General features: G+C 53.2%; 17 protein-coding genes. 6 read left to right on the top strand and 11 right to left on the bottom strand.

The window, feature by feature from the left end:
- Nucleotides 1–18: 18 nt before the first annotated feature.
- From mauD to VOI14_RS01315, 4 genes are all read right to left on the bottom strand, one after another.
- Nucleotides 19–609, bottom strand: a complete 591-nt coding sequence (gene mauD, locus VOI14_RS01330) for a methylamine dehydrogenase accessory protein MauD (RefSeq protein WP_323750217.1) — start codon at nt 607–609, stop codon at nt 19–21.
- A gap of 18 nt (nt 610–627) precedes the next feature.
- On the bottom strand, nt 628–1,164 hold the full coding sequence (locus tag VOI14_RS01325) for a MauE/DoxX family redox-associated membrane protein (RefSeq protein WP_323750216.1): 537 nt from the start codon (nt 1,162–1,164) through the stop codon (nt 628–630).
- Between the two features lie 2 nt (nt 1,165–1,166).
- The gene (locus VOI14_RS01320) at nt 1,167–2,312 is read right to left on the bottom strand and encodes an amine dehydrogenase large subunit (protein WP_323750215.1); all 1,146 of its coding nucleotides are present in this window, start codon (nt 2,310–2,312) and stop codon (nt 1,167–1,169) included.
- A 299-nt stretch (nt 2,313–2,611) separates the two neighbouring features.
- The gene (locus VOI14_RS01315) at nt 2,612–3,664 is read right to left on the bottom strand and encodes an AraC family transcriptional regulator (protein ID WP_323750214.1); all 1,053 of its coding nucleotides are present in this window, start codon (nt 3,662–3,664) and stop codon (nt 2,612–2,614) included.
- A 174-nt stretch (nt 3,665–3,838) separates the two neighbouring features.
- Between VOI14_RS01315 and VOI14_RS01310 the strand changes: the two genes are divergently transcribed.
- Nucleotides 3,839–4,159 (top strand): 2Fe-2S iron-sulfur cluster-binding protein, encoded by a 321-nt coding sequence (locus VOI14_RS01310; protein ID WP_323750213.1) that lies wholly within the window; start codon nt 3,839–3,841, stop codon nt 4,157–4,159.
- A 74-nt stretch (nt 4,160–4,233) separates the two neighbouring features.
- Nucleotides 4,234–5,631 (top strand): cytochrome P450, encoded by a 1,398-nt coding sequence (locus VOI14_RS01305; RefSeq protein WP_323750212.1) that lies wholly within the window; start codon nt 4,234–4,236, stop codon nt 5,629–5,631.
- 203 nt (nt 5,632–5,834) lie between these two features.
- Here the strand turns inward: VOI14_RS01305 and VOI14_RS01300 are convergent, their stop codons facing one another.
- The 6 genes from VOI14_RS01300 to VOI14_RS01275 form a co-directional block, all read right to left on the bottom strand.
- A complete protein-coding gene (locus tag VOI14_RS01300) occupies nt 5,835–6,662 on the bottom strand; it encodes an IclR family transcriptional regulator (protein ID WP_323750211.1) in 828 nt (275 codons plus the stop codon).
- Nucleotides 6,663–7,007: 345 nt separating this feature from the next.
- On the bottom strand, nt 7,008–8,369 hold the full coding sequence (locus tag VOI14_RS01295; RefSeq protein WP_323750210.1) for a hypothetical protein: 1,362 nt from the start codon (nt 8,367–8,369) through the stop codon (nt 7,008–7,010).
- Between the two features lie 305 nt (nt 8,370–8,674).
- Nucleotides 8,675–9,310, bottom strand: coding sequence for a response regulator transcription factor (locus VOI14_RS01290; protein WP_323750209.1), 636 nt, complete (start codon nt 9,308–9,310; stop codon nt 8,675–8,677).
- Between the two features lie 6 nt (nt 9,311–9,316).
- On the bottom strand, nt 9,317–10,837 hold the full coding sequence (locus tag VOI14_RS01285; RefSeq protein ID WP_323750208.1) for a PAS domain-containing sensor histidine kinase: 1,521 nt from the start codon (nt 10,835–10,837) through the stop codon (nt 9,317–9,319).
- A gap of 96 nt (nt 10,838–10,933) precedes the next feature.
- A complete protein-coding gene (locus VOI14_RS01280; protein WP_323750207.1) occupies nt 10,934–11,479 on the bottom strand; it encodes a hydrolase in 546 nt (181 codons plus the stop codon).
- Between the two features lie 14 nt (nt 11,480–11,493).
- A complete protein-coding gene (locus tag VOI14_RS01275; protein WP_323750206.1) occupies nt 11,494–11,925 on the bottom strand; it encodes a MaoC family dehydratase in 432 nt (143 codons plus the stop codon).
- A 150-nt stretch (nt 11,926–12,075) separates the two neighbouring features.
- On the opposite strand from VOI14_RS01275, the gene VOI14_RS01270 reads away from it, so the two are divergent.
- The 4 genes from VOI14_RS01270 to VOI14_RS01255 are packed head-to-tail and all read left to right on the top strand — an operon-like array spanning nt 12,076 to nt 17,450.
- Entirely contained in the window at nt 12,076–13,443 is a 1,368-nt protein-coding gene (locus VOI14_RS01270; protein ID WP_323750205.1) for a malonyl-CoA decarboxylase, read from the top strand.
- Between the two features lie 28 nt (nt 13,444–13,471).
- Nucleotides 13,472–14,215, top strand: a complete 744-nt coding sequence (phbB, locus tag VOI14_RS01265; RefSeq protein WP_323750204.1) for an acetoacetyl-CoA reductase — start codon at nt 13,472–13,474, stop codon at nt 14,213–14,215.
- An 11-nt stretch (nt 14,216–14,226) separates the two neighbouring features.
- The gene (locus VOI14_RS01260) at nt 14,227–16,005 is read left to right on the top strand and encodes an acyl-CoA dehydrogenase (protein WP_323750203.1); all 1,779 of its coding nucleotides are present in this window, start codon (nt 14,227–14,229) and stop codon (nt 16,003–16,005) included.
- Nucleotides 16,006–16,028: 23 nt separating this feature from the next.
- Nucleotides 16,029–17,450 carry an NAD-dependent succinate-semialdehyde dehydrogenase gene (locus VOI14_RS01255; RefSeq protein ID WP_323750202.1) on the top strand — a complete coding sequence of 474 codons (1,422 nt, stop codon included), beginning with the start codon at nt 16,029–16,031 and terminating at the stop codon, nt 17,448–17,450.
- A 109-nt stretch (nt 17,451–17,559) separates the two neighbouring features.
- On the opposite strand, the gene VOI14_RS01250 is transcribed toward VOI14_RS01255, so the two are convergent.
- Nucleotides 17,560–19,185, bottom strand: coding sequence for an AMP-binding protein (locus tag VOI14_RS01250; RefSeq protein ID WP_323750201.1), 1,626 nt, complete (start codon nt 19,183–19,185; stop codon nt 17,560–17,562).
- Between the last annotated feature and the right edge of the window lie 17 nt (nt 19,186–19,202).

Here is a 19,202-nt window from a genome sequence, read left to right as displayed (position 1 = left end):
TGTCCTCCCCAATTTTCATTAATGTGCAGTTTTGCTGACCAGATCCTGGATGGATGCATAGCCGGTTTCCAACGCATTGAACAAGCTCTCCAGCTGTTCCCTGGAGTTCACCAATCCCTTTGCTCTTACCACACCCTGTTCATCCAGAAGCACAGCAAATGGCAGGCGTGAGACCTTGTAGGTCACGCCAAGGTGCTCCGATAGCACATAGGGAAATTGTTCCAGCCCCTGCTCCGAAATCAGCTTCTCGTGCCTCGGCTGATCGCCATCGCTGGCCAGAACCACAGACAACCAATCGGCTTCGGACGCGCTGATCGACTTCAAGGCCGGTACCAGCTTTTTGCAGATCGGGCATGTTGGGGACAGGAAGAACACCAGCGTATGAGTGTTGGACGGGTTGCCAATACTGACTTTGCCTCCGGTGAGGCTATCCAGATTAAAGACCGGGGATGTTTCACCGATTTTAGGGCCGCTGTCGTTGATCATTGCCCCCACGGGCGCAACCCGCTCATGCAGAATGCCGATCTGGCGGGCCATCACAAAGAACCCGAGTATCAGCGCTGCAACCAGCACCGCCAGAACAAAAACAGAAAACGATAAAATTGCCACAGTATTACCCTCTGAAATTCACGATTTGCCAGTGGTGGTGAGACGCCGTTGATTCTCGGCAATGGTCCCGAGCAGGTTGTAGATCAGCCATAGCCCGATACCCGCGCCAAGGGCCACCACCAACGCGCTTGCGGCCAACACTTCCACAGCGTTCATCGCCACCACGATCGCCATACCGGCCAACAGCAGATTGCGCACGACTAGCAACCAGGACACCGGATGGGAGGCGCCGCCGCAGCCACACTCAATCTGACTGCGCCCGCGAAACAGGTTCACCGCCATGGCACAGCCATAAAGCAACAGCAGAGCTCCCAGCCCGATGGCACCCAGCCAGGAAGTGGCCGGGTAGAGCAACAGCAAAACGAGTATGGTTTCAGCAGCAATCAATGCCTTGGCTACAAACTCGGCCACCGATTCCGGCACCAGGCGATAGTCAATGACGTAACCCAGAAACCGGCCGTAATCCGAAACCTTGTGCCATACCGCGTGTGCAAACAGCAGAGCCAGCACCACCGTCGCCGTCAGCACACTCATTTCCAGATACTCCAGAACCATTCTCAGGACTCCGTCAGAGAGAAAATGGCCCAGCCGCCCACACCGTCAAGAGAGTTGGTTTCTTCCAGCGCAAAGTCGGCATCCACTTGCACCTCATAGCGATAGAGCATGCCGTCCTCATCCAGACCAAACAGCACCGGCTGCTCGCCACCCGTTACCGACAGCGAAACCAGATGTTTGACTTCCGAACGACCCTGAACCTCACCGGATTCCAGGTCGACTACCCACACTTCCTCTGCGCCATTCTTATGACTGCCATCGTAGGGTTCGGAGTGCATGGTGATGAACACCAAGTCGTTAGCTTCGTTGTAAGCAATCAGATCCACACCGCCTGGGGCCCATTCTCCGTCGCCCATGGAACCCACCGTTTTTTTGCTGACCAAACGAGGGGCTGTATCGCTGTCCGAAACCTGGTAAAGATCGCCGCTGAAGGAAATGAAAAGAAGGTTCTCACCCGCACGCTTACCCACGATAAAAATGGGGTCTTGGTCAGGGTCAAAAATAGCTTCACTACTGTCCGGAGAACCAAACTCGCCGTTGGAATCCAAAGAGAAACTCTGGAACCGTCCATCGCCACAAATCGTGGTGAACTTCACCGAATCCAAAGCCGGGTAGATGCCATAGCAACCGGGGGTGGGTACTTCCTGCAGAACGCTTCCGTCCTCCAGATCCACTACGGTTACCGAAGTCGCAGGTGTGGCGTTTTGTACAAACGCGTAATTGTCATCGTGTGAAATTGCCAGAATGGCATTGGATGGCGCGACCTGAGCCGCTTTATCCGGCACGATCACTTCACGCAAGGTGGTCAGGGTTGGAATGTCATATTCTTGAAGGACGGACTCCGTTGGCCCCGACATGATTCGTTTTGCGTAATGAGACAAGCTGTAGAGGCGAGTGAAATCACTGTTGACGGCCATTTGGCCAACGATGCCAAAGCTCAGGTTTCCCTTTACGCTGAGGTCATCTCTCGACAAAACGACCGTCTGACTCGAGCCTTCCCAGCTCTGATCCAGAACAAACAGGTTGGGGCCAGGCTGAATCCGCTCTTCCACGGTCAGAACCTCTGGCACAAAAACCTCAGTCGCCTGCACTGCTCCTGAAAGCAGAACGCTGGCCAATGCCACAGCCGACAAACTTGATCTGTGCATACTCAAACCTCCGAATGAAATTGAAAGCGCGTTGCTGCGCGCCTGATCCGGAGAAAAGCACAGAGTGTGCCATTGATGTCTTTTCTAGTCGTTTCGCCAACAGCTGACTAAATACCAATCAGAGTGATTGATTTGCGCACGATTTTCTCGCATTTCTCATCCTGTAAACCTTAGCCCCAAAAATAAAAGCGCACCAAAACAGTCACTAAGGCTCAAAAAGAGTGCATGGTTATAATGAGTAAGTTAACAATGAGGAGGGTTTTCAGCTGACGGGCGAACCCCACGCTGAGCCAAATCGCTCAGGTCGACAAGCCGCGTTCAAGTGATGAATGATGACGTCGATATTGATCCGGTGTCAGATTAAACCAACGCTTGAATGCCCTCCGGAAATTGGCACTGTCGTGGTAATTCAATAGCTCGGCGATTGCCTCAACCGACAGTTTACTGTCCAGCAAATACCCTACCGCCTGCTGCGACAGAATTTCATCCCGCACTTGACGGAAGCTGGAACCTTCCTGCTTTAACCGCCGTGCCAAGGTGCGCTTACAGATGAACATCGCAGCGGCCGCCTCCTCTTCACTGAGCACGCCCGGCGGGTGTGACAGCATCATTTTCTGTACCTGATATTTGCAGCTGTTCGTGTTTGGATTCAGCTGTGCCAGCATCGCTTCGCAATGCCGGAGCGCCATGTTATAGCTTTCATGGTTAGCGGAAGCGTTCGAAATCTTGCAGACCTCAAGTGGTACTTTCAGAACGTAGGCGTCGGCGCCAAACCGGATACTTGCCGGAATGTGTTCCTCATAGCGAACCGCATAAGCAGGCTTTTGGTGCATGAAATCGATGCTAGCTTCACATAAAGGACGCCCGACGATGAACTCTGCGGTGTCGAAAAAAATGACTGTAAAGATTTCACTTAGCAGTCGAAGAAGGTCTTGTTCCAGCGCCACAGCGTATTCGCAGCTCAGCTCCAACCATTCTCCATCAATCACCAGATCAAGCCGGGCCAGATTCATTCGCGTTGGCAGGTAAGCTTGAAAGGCCTTCAATGCGGTAAGCAAATCCGGACTGCTGTTCACCAGAAACCCCAGGGCACCGTGGGTGGGTGAGGTCAGCCTCTGACCCAAGCGCAAACCCAAGGTATCGTCCTTGGCGATCCGCAGACAGTTGCTCAGGATCTTCAGTTGCTGATGCGGCGTCAGTAAGGTGCTTTCCTGCAGAAATTGCTCTACCGACAGTTGGGTGTTCGCCAATAGGTCCGACATATCACGGGCCAGCAAACCCAACTCCCGGGCAACTAAGCGGCTATAACTGGAAGGAATGCTGGGCAAATCGAGGTCAACAACGTTCATCATTATTGTTATATCAGTTAGTTAGCGTGAAGCTTCAGCGCAGCGCACACAGCACGCATTCAATAAGAGTCTTTTAATGACCCCCACCTGTCAAGTAATGACCTGCCGGAACACCCAAGCTACCCGTAATCTGACTGCCATAGCGCTTATCCCGAAGCCCACACAAACGAGGTGTCTATGGCACAAATCACATTTATCGAACACACCGGCGCAGAACATGTGGTGGAAATCGCAGAAGGCCAATCGCTGATGCAGGCTGCCGTCGACAACGGCGTGCCCGGCATCGACGCAGACTGCGGCGGCGCCTGCGCCTGTGGCACCTGCCATGTCATTGTCGATGACAACTGGATGCAGGCCACCGGCAACATCAATGCCGATGAGCTGGGTATGCTGCAGCTCACTCCCGAGCGATCCGATACCTCGCGTCTGGCGTGTCAGATCACGCTTTCAAAATTGCTGGATGGCTTGGTCGTGCGCTTGCCGGAGTTTCAGATGTAAGCCAGGGCGCGCACATTCTGTTTGTAACCGATGATACATACTCCATAAAAATAACACTGACCCTGGAGCTTTGCATGAGCCTACTGAGCCCTTTCCTTGAACCGGTGGCGAATAAAGCCGCAGCTACTGTGCCTATTGAATGGCAAATCAAAGGTATGCACGTCTTTCAGAACTTGAAGAAACATATTGGAAGGCGTGAACAGCCACCGATTTTCAAAGAAACGCCACTCCCGGAGGCCTCCTCCCTGGCGCTGGAAGACATCGATGTCAGCAACCCATTTCTGTACCGGCAAGGCTTGTCGCATTCCTACTTCAAGCGGCTAAGGGACGAGTGCCCCGTACACTATCAGAAGCACAGTCCCTTCGGGCCCTTCTGGTCGGTGACCCGCTATGAAGACATCATGTTTGTCGATACCCACCACGATCTTTTCTCGGCCGAGCCCATCATCTCCCTCGGCCCACCACCGCCGGGTCTGGAAATAGAAACCTTCATCGCCATGGACCCGCCCAAGCACGATGTTCAGCGTCAGGCCGTTCAAGGCGTGGTCGCACCTAAAAATCTGGCACAAATGGAAAGTCTGATTCGCAGTCGTACAGCGGATGTATTAGATCACTTACCGGTGAACGAACCCTTTGACTGGGTTCAGAGTGTGTCCATCGATCTGACCTCGCGCATGCTGGCAACCCTGTTCGACTTCCCTTACGAACAACGCCATAAACTGGCCTACTGGTCCGACATGGCCGCCGCGCCTCCTGAATCGACCGGCGGCACCGCAGGCATCGATGAATCGTTCATTGCATCGGCCGACATGGCTAAACAGATGTCCTTGCTGTGGCGAGAAAAAGAAGCCCGAAAAGCCGCAGGAGAAGAGCCCGGTTTCGACCTGATCAGTTTGTTGCTGTCGAACGAAAACACCCGCACCATGATCAATCGCCCCATGGAGTTTCTGGGCAACATGGTGCTGCTGATCGTGGGTGGGAATGACACCACGCGCAACTCCATGACCGGGGGCGTGTTAGCGCTGAATCAGTTCCCCGAGGAATTCACCAAACTCAAACAAAACCCCAGCCTGATACCCAACATGGTTTCGGAAATCATTCGCTGGCAAACGCCTTTAGCCTATATGCGCCGCGTTGCCAAACAAGACCTTGAGCTGACCGGTAAAACGATCAAGAAGGGCGACAAGGTGGTGATGTGGTACGCCTCGGGCAATCGCGATGAGCGAGCCTTCGAGGAAGATCCGGACCGGTTTATCATCGATCGCAAGAACGTGCGTAAACACCTTTCTTTTGGCTTTGGCGTGCACCGCTGCATGGGCAACCGTTTGGCGGAAATGCAGTTGCGGATTCTATGGGAGGAAATCCTGAAGCGGTTCGACGACATTGAAGTGCTGGATGAGCCAGAGTATGTGCAGTCAAACTTTGTCCGCGGCTACACCAAGATGATGGTGAGGCTTAAGGCCAAGGCTTAACAGCAACAATCCAAGACATAGCACTCAAACCTTTAATGAAACCATGTTTTATCCAGCGGAATATTATTAATTTTTAATAAAGACGCGCCTTTAATCTCAAGCATCGGGCTGTTTCGGGCACAAAAAACCGCAGATATTCATCTGCGGTTTCCTTAAACAGCTCTGTCTTCTCTAGCTAACTCGCTATTCACTGGTGCTCACAGCTAGACACCGAGCGATTCAATGTCTCGCCCTAGCATTGCCAACTGGTGAGCGTAAGAGTTACGTAACTTCTCACCAGACACCAGATAAGAGGGTGCCGCACAGGTTAACGCCATAGTCGTGCCATCCTGCAAATGAATCGGCACACCCGCAGAGTTAATATTCCGGTCCCAGTCGCCCAATGACAAGCAGAATCCGTGCTCTTGATAATCGGATACCGCCTGATCAAGCCCCTCTTTAATGGTCGACCATTTTTCGCCATGCTTCTCAGCCAGCGCATCGTCAATCTGTTTGCGTACCGGATCACTGACCGCACAATAATAAGCTCGGCCGGCAGAAGTCGTCGACATTGGCAGTTTCAGGCCGATATCCATCCGCAGCAATGTTGCCTCCGGCGGCATGCGGTTTTCCACGTAAATCATGTGCAAGCGGTCGCGACAAGTAAGACCCACAGACATATTGGTTTGCCGAGCGAACTCATCCATATATGGTTTGGCCAACTGCCTTACCTTCAGGTTCGATACATAGGCATAACCCAAAGCCAGTACGCCAGAACTAAGCTGGTACTTTTCCAATTGCTGGTTGTAGCTCAGATAACCCAGCTTTGTCAGGGTATAGGTCATACGGGAAACGGTAGGCTTCGGGAGGCCAGCAATTCTGGCAATATCCTGATTACCCAGAATGACAGAGCCCTGACTGAACGCGCGCAGCACATCCAAACCCCGGGACAATGCCTCCACAAACTTACGATCCTTGCCCGGCTGGACCGGCGTCCCATCACCTGACGCCACGTTCAACTCCGGTGAGTTATCCTGCTGCTTTTTTGCCATAAAATGCCTATTTTCTGAAACTTCATTGCCGATCACGGATAACCCAAAGCACCGTGGGCTTAATAATTACAGCTATTCTAGTTGATGAGAAACACAAGAACCACAATATTCAATCAACTTTCATGCCAGATTTGAAACACATGCACTGCCGCACACCACTGAACAACCGGATTGGATGCTCGAGCAAACTTTATCACAAAATATCGGCACGTAATTTTGCAATGCGGAATAGGTTCGTGTAATTGACAAATACACCTACTTCGCAGCATCGATGACGGCACGCTTCGTAGCGGACCAGCTGCTCCAGGCGCGAACTAACGTCGCGACCAGCCAAGGGGCTGCCGGTCAACCCAAGGTCGGCAGAACCACCGCAAATACCGCCAGCAATACCAGCAACATCGGCACCACCAGCACAACAAAAAGACCGTTCCATTGAAAAGCCACCACGTGACGGGAAACCTGCCCAAACCGGGACAGCAACATCACCGAAGGCCCGAAAGGTGAAACCATCATCGCCAGCGAGAAGCCGATAACCAGACCAATAGCAACCAGCATTGGGTCTGCACCATTTGCCACCAGTTGCGCGAGCATGCCTGACTGAACACTGAGTACGGTTATCGGAATCACGCCGACCATGGAAAACAGCGGCATGATCAACAAGCCCAATGCCGCAATCAGGTAGCTCCCCCAACCGCTAACCACAAACCCGTCGAACATATTCGCAGGCACGATAGCCGCCGCCGATACCCCCAGCATGGCAGAGCCCGCAAAAATCGCCATCTCGTTGAACATCCCGGTCAACTGCCCGACACCCTCGGTTATAGCCGAGCGTGGAGAACGCTCCTGCCACATCATATAAGCCAGAGTAACCGCCGGAACTGCCAGCATTGCCGCCACCGAAACTTTTACCTCGACCAGCGCGACCAGCAATCCCATGCAAGAGAACACCACCAGAACCAACACAAATAGTTTACCGGTGCCCGCGGGCCAGCCGTCGAGAGCAACACGTTCACCGCTGATTTCCCTGAACCGGTGCCTTTCCAACATCCAGCCAATCACAATCATCAACAACGCGGCCACAAATCCGAAAGGCAAAAGCGATGACCAGCTTAGCTGCGGCAGCTCCCGGGTGAGAATCGCGACCGCCACACTGGTCGGCGCCACCAGCGGTACCAACGCGAATCCCCGTAAGGCACTAATCAGTACACTTCGGAGCCACTGAACACGCGCATGTCCCTCGACCCCTCGTTCCTTGAGACTGTCGGCCAGGGTGCCGCACAAAAGAGTCATCATTCCGAAACTGAGTACTGACGCAATACCGCAACTCACCAAGGCATACTTGGGGTACAAAAGGGAGACCCTGCCCCCGAGCATGACATCGTGGATGCGCCGAAGCACTTCAAACCGGCGCACCAGACACTGCATCATCCCCAGACTGCCCAGAAACGTGGAATAGAACGCGGCATCCGACAGCGCATCAAGCCCGCCATCAAACCCGAGACTGCCGCTCGCCAACAGGCCAATGCTTAGCGCGAGAGAAAGCAGGAACAAAGTTCGGGCATAAACTTGAAGACGCATGCTGCCCACCAGAAACACCAGCACGAACACTAGCCCTGCAAAGGCGCTAAGAGGCTTACTCTGCAGGCAAATCGCCCCGAGCTCCATGACCACAGCAGACGCTAGCAACCAGCGAAGGGTTCCATTCATAAACCAGTCAGCCACCAAAGATGAGCAATTCTTGTAATTGAGATAGAGCCAGATTAGTCTTTTCTATGGCCATTTACAAAACTATATTCCGCACTTCGGAACCATGTAGCACGATTAGCCAAAGAAACCTTATGGGCTCATACATTGATGAGTGATTGAGAAATCCGTTTGGACGGTAGGCGGGCGCATTGCTCAACATTCGCCCTGATGACTTCCTAGCAAAGGTCATCAGAACGGAGGGAAGGGAACACAGAAAAAGGAAGGAAACACGGCGCCCGGCAGTCGGGCAAAGAGGCGATTGTAGCTTACTGAGCGATGCCCTGAACAAGCCCCAAGGCTATGGCCACTTGCACCAGCTCAGCAAACGAATCTACTTTCATTTTGGCCGTCATGTTGGCTCGGTGTCCCTCAACAGTTTTCCTGTTGATACCGAGTTCATCGGCCGCCTCCTGGTTCGATAACCCCTTAACAATCAGCTCCAAGACCTGACGCTCTCTTCGGGTCAAGCTGTCGTAACGCTCCCGGATCCGAGACTGGGAGCGGCGCTGAGCAAATCGGGTTTGATCTTTTTCCAGAGCATTGTGAACGTGATCGATCAGCACCTGATCATCAAAGGGCTTTTCGATAAACGTAGTGGCACCTTGCGTCAACGCAGTCACGGCCATATCCACATTACCGTGGGCGGAAATCATGATCACAGGCAGTTCGATATTGTACTCAGGTAACTTCTTCTGGGCGTTAATGCCACTGAGGCCCGGCATTCGCACATCCATCACAATACAACCGCTAACATTCGAATCGAAGCCCTCGAAAAATGCCAACGCATTTTCGTAGGTCTGCACGTTGAGACCGACAGACTCAAGCAGCCACTTCAAAGAGTCTCTTACGTCCGTGTCGTCATCAATAACGAAAACTGTTTGTGCATCTTTATTAGAGTTCATGGGTGATCAATCAGTAATATTGAGAGTAAATGAGAAGCGAGCGCCTCCAGCAGGGATGTTTTCTGCCCAAAGCTCACCTTCAAGATTCTCTACCAATGAACGACTGATGGCTAGCCCCATTCCAAGCCCGGTTTCTTTGGTTGAGAAAAAACGATCAAATAGGCGGGACATATCCGATTCCGAAACCCCCTGCCCCTGATCATCCACTTCAACCCGCAACTGATTGTTTGCATGGGGCTTGACACTAATGGTCACTGTGGCCGTTTCTTCCTGGTCGGTTGAAGCGCTTGCCTCTATAGCGTTCACAATCAGGTTCAACAAGACCTGCTCCAGCTGAATTTTATCCCCTCTGACTGCTGGCAAGTCTGCCGGTTGCTCAAACACGATGCCAACGTTATCCCGTTCTGCCATGCTCTCGCAGAAGTCGATCATCTCGCCAATCAACTCGGATAAATTGAGGCGGGTAACAACCGGTTCCTGTTTGCGGGTAAAGTCCATCATTCGATGGATAATCTCCCCAGCCCTCAGCGCTGTCTTGATGCTTCGGGTAATCGGTAACTCTACATCACTCCAGGACAATGTAGGCTTATCGGCGAACCTGCGCTCAATCCCGCGGAGATAGTTCACCATCGCCGAGAGTGGCTGGTTCAACTCATGGGCCAGGCTCGATGCCAGTTCTCCCATGGTCACCAACCGGCTCGCGTGATTGATATCAGCCTGGTACTGCTTGAGCTGCTCTTCCGCAGCTTTTTTCTCTGTCAGGTCATGGGCCACCAAGGAGAAATACTCGATGTCTCCGTGTAAAGAACGGTGAGCAAGCAACTCCAGCAGGACCGGTATGCGGGCGGATTTCAGGCTCCGCATAGTCAGTTCCCCACGCCAGTTCCCGGTTTTTTCCGCGGTAGGAAACCCCTCTTCCATTAAGGTCGCGAGGCCTTTTCCGGTCACAAAGCGGGATAAAGGGAAAGCACTGTAATCCGTATGTTCCAGCTCCAGAGCATTTCGCGCGGTTTCATTCAGGTGTGAAACGGTAAAATCGAGGTTCGCGAATATCACCAGATCCTGAGTACTTTCCAGCACGCGCGCCAACCGACGGCTGGCTTTGTCAGCCTTGACTCGGTGGCTCGCATCTCGGGAGACCACCAGAATTTCCCGGATATCATTGGTCTCAGGATCCCGAATGGTTCGACTGGTACTTTCCAGCCAGGTGTAATGACCATCCTTACACCGAAACCGGTAAGTGTGGGTATACAAACCCCGATCGTAATTTACCGTCGGTGCCCGTAAACGGAAATCTTCCACATCATCGGGGTGATACAGGTCGTAGGCGGAGATGCCAACGATCTCCTCAACAGAATACCCCAGCAAGTGCATAACGGCCGGTGACGCATAGATAAATCGCCAATCCTCCGGTGTGTGCCGGGAGATCATGTCGGTAGATTGTTCCGCCATTTCCGCCAGCAGGCGGTTACGTTCGGCATCGTCGGTCAGGGCCGTCAGCCCTTCTTCCGGTGTGTGGTTTTTCATGGCTATGCGATCTCGAGCGCTCGGGTTGCGTTAATTAACCCTATTCTGAAGGTCTCTGGAGCCCTTGACCACAGGGCGCCAGGGGCTCGCGACTGACTAGCGCAGAAACTCTTTGCTGAAGGCCTTGAATTGGGCCGCATCCGAACGCCGAAGCCATTCAAAGCCGACCATTTCTTTACTCACGATCCGGGCTCCGGCCTGCTCCATCCGGCGCAGCGCCACTTCAGTGTCGTACGAGTTGCGTGCGGAAATGGCATCCGCCACCACAAACACCTCCATTCCCTTTTCCAGCAGCCTTATAGCTGATTGCATCACGCAAGCTTGAGATTCCATACCACACAGAACCACCTGCTTGCGGTCGTGCGCCTGGAATGCCTTTTCGAAGTCTGGGTCATCAATACAGGCAAAAAATGTTTTGCCGTAAATGTTGGCAGGCCCCACCAGTTCGCGCAGCCCCTCTTCCGTATGGCCCAAGCCCTCTGGGTACTGCTCGGACCCAATCACCGGTACGTTCAACAATCCGGCCAGGCGCACCAACCAACTGCAGTTGTTAACCAGTTTCTCGTTTTCATGCACCCCGCCCAACAAGCGGGCCTGCACATCGATCACGGCAACGAGGCAATTCTCTTGATCCATTAACATAATAATCTCCAGACTTACGCCGGGCGGCGGTCAACCATATTCGTTGCAACACCCTCTGCAACCACGGTGTCGCCGACTTTACAGACCGTCTCCAGTTTTACCCGACGTCGCTCTACATTGATCTCAATCACCTTGGCAGAGGCAACAACGGTGTCGCCAATATGAACCGGTGCTTTGAATCTGATCTGCTGATCGACATAGATGGCCCCCGGGCCTGGCAGGCGTGTGCCCAACACGCAAGAAACCAAAGCCGCACTGAACATGCCGTGAACGATCCGTTCTTTAAACGGTGTGGTCTTCGCATACTCGGCATTAATGTGTACCGGGTTGTCATCACCGCTGATACCGGCAAACAAAACAACATCTGCCTCAGTGATGGTCTTGGCGTAAAACGCTTCCATTCCAACTTCCAGGTCTTCCAGGTAATAACCGTGTAATTCTTGCATTGTGCTTTCCTCTCGTTGATCCATATGCCGACTACTTTACTGGTTTGTATCCACCAAACCAAGTACTTTTACTTGGTTTTTTCAAAATGCTCTGGTAGCCTTCCTTCATTCACAAAGACAACACCGCTTTGTACATAGGGAGTCGCGGTTATGCAGAGGCAACCCGTAAGCATTTTTGAGAAGGCCTTTAAAAAACTGGTTCCGGGCGGATTGGAATCTACAGGCCGTCGCGGTTCAGACATCATGAACATAGCCGAAGACCTCCCGGAGCCGGATCTTGCCGCTGTTAAAGAATGGATCGACGATTGCCTTGCCGAAAACGGCGGTCAAGTAGAAGCCCGCAAGCGCGCAGCCTTGCTCGGTCGCGCCTATTTAAAACTTTCGGCTACCGGAAGAACCCGTTTCCTGGGCCTGCTCGCTGAGCACTACGGCGTTGACGAAGCCAGCGTCGAGCAAGCCATCGAGCAGTGGCACAACGCTAAAGCCAACAAGAAAACACAAGCGGCCCAATCTCTGCGCAAAGCACTGGTGCCCAGCCGTACGGCGCTTCTTAAGCAATTTAATGGGGTACCTTCCGGGGTTAAGTTTCTGGTGGATATGCGCGAAGAACTGCTACAGCTTTGCAAACACTATCCAGAACTGAAACCACTGGAAACCGACCTTCGCGACCTGCTGGCGACATGGTTCGACATCGGCCTGCTACAACTGGAAGAAATCAGCTGGAATTCCAGTGGTGCCATGCTGGAGAAACTGATTGCCTACGAAGCCGTACACGCCATCAAGAGCTGGAGCGACCTCAAAAATCGTCTGGATTTTGACCGCCGCTGCTTCGCCTTTATTCATCCGAATATGCCCGACGAACCGTTGATTTTCGTTGAAGTCGCGTTGGTGAACGGTTTGGCTGATAACGTTCAGAAACTGCTGGACGAGCACGCCCCCACGCAAGACATTGATAAAGCTGATACTGCGATTTTCTATTCAATCTCCAACGCCCAACAAGGCCTGGCAGGCATCAGCTTTGGTAACTTTCTCATCAAGCAAGTGGTCAGCAAGCTTCAGGTGGAATTCCCCCAATTAAAACAGTTCGCAACCCTGTCACCCATTCCGGGCTTCCGCCGCTGGCTGGACAACACACCGGCAGACCAATTGACCCAATTGCCGGGTGGGGAACAATGGCTTAGCTTCCCTCCGCCACGGGACCCGGTTCGAGCAAGTCAGGCCGATGCCACCGGCGCCCAACAGGAAGCCATCATGAAACTGGCGGTGTCCTACCTGTGTTCCAGTAAACCTGGCACCTCGCGCGCAAACGACCCAGTGGCCAACTTCCATTTGAGCAACGGTGCCCAGGTTGCACGACTCAACTGGATGGCCGACACCTCAGACAAAGGCCTGAAGCAATCTGCCGGTTTGATGGTTAATTACCTGTACGAACTTCCGAAGATTGTTGACCGCAGTAACCAGTACACCTCAGAGGGAATCATTTCCCAGTCATCCAACATCAAGAAACTCTTGAAATAAACAATCCGTAAAATGAAAGGAGAACACCATGACGAATCGCATCGCAGTTGTTACCGGAGCAACCGGTGGTCTGGGGACCGCTATGTGTAAAGCGCTGGCCGCTCAGGGGCGCAAAGTAGTGGGCACTCACTTGCCTGGCGACGAAACCCAGGCCAAAGACTGGCAAGCCGGCCTTCAACAAGAAGGCATTGAAGTTACCGCTTACCCGCTGGACGTCACCAACTTTGACGGCTGCAAATCTTTTGTTACTGCTGTTGAGAAAGATCTAGGCTCCATCGACATTCTGGTTAACAACGCTGGTATCACCAACGATGCACCGTTAAAGAGAATGCAGCCCGAACAGTGGAACCAGGTCATCAATGTGAATCTGACTTCCATGTTCAATATGTGTCAGCAAGTGTTCGAGAACATGTGCGAGCGCGGTTTTGGCCGGATCGTGAACATTTCGTCCCTGAACGGTGAAAAAGGTCAGTTCGGCCAGTGCAACTATGCCGCCACGAAAGCCGGCATCTATGGATTCACCAAGTCCATTGCTCAGGAAGGTGCGCGTAAAGGCGTAACCGCCAACTCCGTTTCCCCTGGCTACATCGATACCCCAATGGTTCGTCAGGTACCTGAAAAAGTTCTGAACAACATTGTTGCGGGTATTCCGGTTGGCCACCTTGGTAAGCCTGAAGACATCGCCAGAGCTGTAGCCTACCTGACGGCTGATGAAGCGAGCTTCGTGACCGGCACTAACATGTCGGTTAACGGCGGCCAATACATGGCCTAAGGGAGTAAATCATGACAGAGTTCAGAGCACCCACCCGTGAGATGGCATTTACCCTGCAGCAAGTCGCTGGGTTTTCAGAAATGGCGAAAGCCTGTGGCTACGAAGATGCCTCCGAGGATGTCGTTGCCGCTATTCTTGAAGAGGCCGCTCGTTTTGCCGGCTCAGTCATCGCCCCAACCAACGTCACCGGTGATAAAACCGGTGTGCGTCTGGATAGCGACCACAAGGTAATAACGCCATCGGGCTTCAGGGCGGCTTACCAGCAATACGCTGAGAGCGGCTGGGCCAGTCTGCAGTTTGACCCGGAGTTCGGTGGGCAAGGCCTGCCTTTCTCTCTGGCCATTCCTGTTCAGGAAATGTGGCACGCCGCCAACATGGCTTGGGGGCTCTGTCCTTTGTTGTCTCAAGGCGCCGTAGAGGCGCTTTCGGAGAACGCCAGCGATGTGCTGAAAGAGCATCTGCTGCCAAAAATGATCTCCGGACAATGGACCGGGACCATGAACCTGACTGAACCACAATCCGGTTCGGATTTGTCAGGCATTCGCACTCAAGCCTGTCCAGATGGCGATGCCTACCGGATAAAAGGTCAAAAGATTTTCATCACTTGGGGTGAGCATGACATGGCGGAGAACATCATCCACCTTGTACTCGCTCGCTTGCCAGATGCACCCCCCGGCGTCAAAGGTATATCACTGTTTGCTGTACCCAAGTATCTGCCGGATGCTTCCGGAGAGCCCGGAAAAAGAAACGACTGCCAAGCGGTCTCGCTGGAACATAAGCTAGGCATCCACGCCAGCCCGACCTGTGTCATGAGTTACGGCGATAATGAGGGCGCCATCGGTTATCTGGTAGGCGAAGAGAATCGCGGCCTGGCCTGCATGTTCACCATGATGAACAATGCACGGCTGACGGTTGGCCTACAGGGCGTATCTATTGCCGAGCGTGCTTACCAACAGGCGCGCGACTACACGCTAGAGCGCACACAAGGCACGGCTCCCGGTGAACAAGGTGTTTCCCCGATCATCAAGCATCCGGACGTACGTCGCATGCTGATGATTATGAAGACCCTGACCGAAGCCGCCCGAGGACTCGCATATACCGGCTGTGTCGCCGTTGATTACGCCAACGCGAAAACCCTGCCAGACGACATCCAAACTCGCTACAAGCGCCGAGCGGACCTGCTGACACCACTGGTTAAAGGCTGGTGCACAGAAATCGCTCAGGAAGTCACGTCTCTGGGCATTCAATGTTACGGCGGTATGGGTTTTATCGAAGAGACCGGCGCTGCACAACACTATCGTGACGCCCGCATTCTACCGATATACGAAGGCACCAACGGTATTCAGGCCCTTGACCTGATTGGCCGAAAAACCGTTCGTGACAATGGCCAGTCCATGGCCGAGCTTATTAATGATATGCGACCACTCACGGGGCCGCTGCTCAGCAGCTCGGTGCTCACTGCTGAGCGCCAGGCCAGATTTGACCAATCGGTAGCCTTCCTTGAAGATGCCACAAGATTGATTCTAGAGCGCGGCGATGACGACCAGTTTACCGGCGCTGTTGCCTTCGACTACCTGATGCTAAGTTCTACCGTGACTGCAGGCTGGCTAATGCTGAAAGCCGCTACTGCAGCCGCGAATACAGAAGCTGACCCGGACTCATTCGCAGCAAACAAGCTGGCGACTACGAACTTTTTCATGGACCACATCTTGCCGCGCTGCTCCGCGCACCTGAGCTCGATGCGATCCGGAGACGACGCCATCATGGCGCTGTCGGAAACAGCGTTTTAATAACAACGAAGAGGTATCTCCTCATGTACATTAACGGAGAATGGGTAACCGGGCGCACCGAGTTTCCGGTCACCAACCCGGCAACGGGTGAAGTCATCGGGCACGTGCCCGACTGCTCAGATCAAGATATTGAGGCGGCCATTACGGCTGCTGATTGTGCTTTTAAAGAATGGAAAAAAACCACGGCCTATCACCGTTCCCAATTGCTCTACCGAGCTTGGGAACTGATGATCCGACAGAAACGCGAACTCGCCGAACTGATGACCCGCGAGCAGGGCAAGCCCCTGAAAGCATCGCTCAATGAAGTGCAATACGGCGCCGATTTTCTGCTCTGGTTTGCCGAAGAAGCCAAGCGCGTGTATGGGCAAAGCATCCCTTCCGCCCGGGAAAATCAGCGATTTATGGTTCAGAAATCCCCTGTCGGGGTGGTCGGCGCAATTACGCCCTGGAACTACCCGATTTCCATGATTACCCGAAAGCTGGGACCCGCACTGGCGGCCGGTTGTACGGTCATCCTGAAACCGGCTGAAAGTACGCCTCTGTGCGCTAAAGCGATGCTGGAAATCTTCGCCGAAGCAGGCTTCCCGGCCGGCGTGATTAACATGCTCACCGTGCAGGATCCTTCCCGGATAGGCGATGCCTTTTGCACCGACCCGCGAGTCCGCAAGCTGACCTTCACCGGCTCTACGCCTGTTGGCAAAAAGCTGAACGCTTTGGCTGCAGCCAACATGAAGCGAGTTTCTATGGAACTCGGTGGCCACGCGCCCGCCATTGTCTTCCCCGATGCCGACCCGGTGCATGCAGCCAAAGGCCTTTCACTGGTCAAGTTCCTGAATACCGGTCAGGCCTGCATCAGCCCTAACCGCCTGTTCGTGCACGCAGAACACCTGGAACCGTTCATCAAAGAACTGACCAGTCGTGCCAAACGCCTGGTAGCCGGTAACGGTATGACTGATGGCGTCGGCATTGGCCCGCTGATTAACGAGCAAGCCATCGCGAAAGTCGACAGTCAGGTTCAGGATGCCGTCGCCAAAGGCGCGAAAATTGAAACCGGCGGTCAGCGCTTGACAGAAAACGGCCTGTCAGACGGTTATTTTTACGCACCAACGGTTCTATCCGGCGTCACTCCAGACATGAAGATCTACCGGGAAGAAACCTTCGGCCCAGTAGCTCCTGTGATCACCTATCGTTCTGAAGACGATGTCATTGCTATGGCCAACGACACCGAGTATGGCTTAGCCGCCTACATTTACAGCGCCAACATGACCACCGCTATGCGCGCGTTTGAAGCTCTGGATTTCGGCATTATCGGTATCAACGACATCAATCCCACCAGCGCTGCAGCACCATTTGGCGGCATGAAAAACAGCGGTCTTGGACGGGAAGGTGCTCAGGAAGGTATTGAAGAATATCTGGAAACCAAATTGGGGGGCTTCGCCCTTTAACTTGGCATCTCACGGCTTATTCCCGGCTTTTAGCCGGGTTTTTTTATGCCAACAAAGCCCCCGGCCGAGGCCGGGGGAACATAGCTACAACGTTACAACAAATCCACCGCTATGCTGTCAGCTGGCTCCTCAACACATGCTTCTGCAGTTTACCGGTTGATGTTTTCGGCAAATCATCTGCGAACACGATCTTCTTAGGCACTTTAAAACCGGCAAGCTTGGTACGACAAAAAGCCACCATGTCCGCTTCTGTCACACCGTCACTCCCGGATTTCAGGGTAATAAAGGCACACGGAATTTCACCCCAATGATCATCCGGCGCCGCAACGACCGCCGCTTCCAATACCGCCGGGTGCTCGTATAGTGTGCTTTCGACCTCTAAAGTCGAAATATTTTCACCGCCGGAGATAATAATGTCTTTGGAACGGTCTTTGATTTCCACATAACCATCGCTGTGCCATACACCGAGGTCACCAGTGTGGAACCAACCGTCATTAAAGGCCTTGGCAGTTTCTTCTGGATTATTGAGGTAACCCTTCATCACGGAGTTGCCTCGGACAAACAGCTCACCAATGCTCACCCCGTCTTTTGCAACGGGCTCAAGCGTGACAGGATCTGCCACCATCATGTCTGTCATAGACAGAGAGATAATGCCTTGGCGCGCCATCTTGCTGGCTTTGTTCTTGGCATCCATGGAACTCCATTCGTCCTGGAATTCACAAATCAGACTGGGGCCGTAGGTCTCCGTCAATCCATACAAGTGAACCACCTGCACGCCCATAGCTTCCATAGCCTCAATGGTTGCAGCTGGGGGCGCCGCGCCGCCAGTTGCGGCTGTCACATGTTGGCTAAACGGCTTCTTATCTTCCTCGGGGGCATTAATGAGCATGTTCATAACAACCGGGGCTGCACAAAAGTGAGTAACACCGTGTTTTGAAAGCGCCTCATAGATTGCCTTAGGCTGCGGTGAGCGCAGGCACACATGTGTGCCTGCCACAGCTGTTACTGCCCACGGGTAGCACCAGCCGTTGCAATGGAACATCGGCAGCGTCCACAAGTAAACAGCTCCTGCAGGCAATCCAAAACCAATTACATTACTCATGGCGTTCAAATTGGCCCCACGGTGATGGTAAACCACGCCTTTGGGGTTGCCGGTAGTGCCCGAGGTGTAATTCAAAGCAATGGCCTGCCACTCATCGTCCGGCATTTCCCATTGAAAATCATCGTCACCGGTCGCCAGCAAAGCGTCATAGGTCATCTTTCCAATCAGCTCACCGCCTTCAAAGTTCGGGTCTTCAACATCGATGACAGTGGGCTTGGCATCGCAGCCCTTAAGTGCTTCTCGGGATCGGTCACTGTATTCTTTATCAGTAAAGAACACCTTGGCGCGACTGTGATTGAGCATGAAGGTCATGGTCTTGGAATCTAACCGGGTGTTTTGGGCATTCAATACCGCACCGATCATCGGCACCGCGAAATGCAATTCCAGCATTTCAGGAATGTTTGGCAACAGAGCAGCGACCGTATCGCCTTTACGCACCCCGAGCTTGCGCAGCGCAGAGGCCATTTTCAGACAGCGCTCATAGGTTTCCAACCAATCCCGACGGATGCTCCCGTGAATAACCGCTGTGCGCGACGGATGCGCCAGGGCCGTTCTCTGAATAAAGGTGATAGGTGTCAGAGGCGTATAATTCGCTTCTGTCTTATCGAGTCCGACCTCAAACATATTTTCCATTTCGTTTAACCTCTTAT

The organism is Marinobacter sp., assembly GCF_034669625.1.
Lineage (GTDB): Bacteria > Pseudomonadota > Gammaproteobacteria > Pseudomonadales > Oleiphilaceae > Marinobacter.
This window is presented reverse-complemented; position numbering and strand designations above follow the sequence as displayed.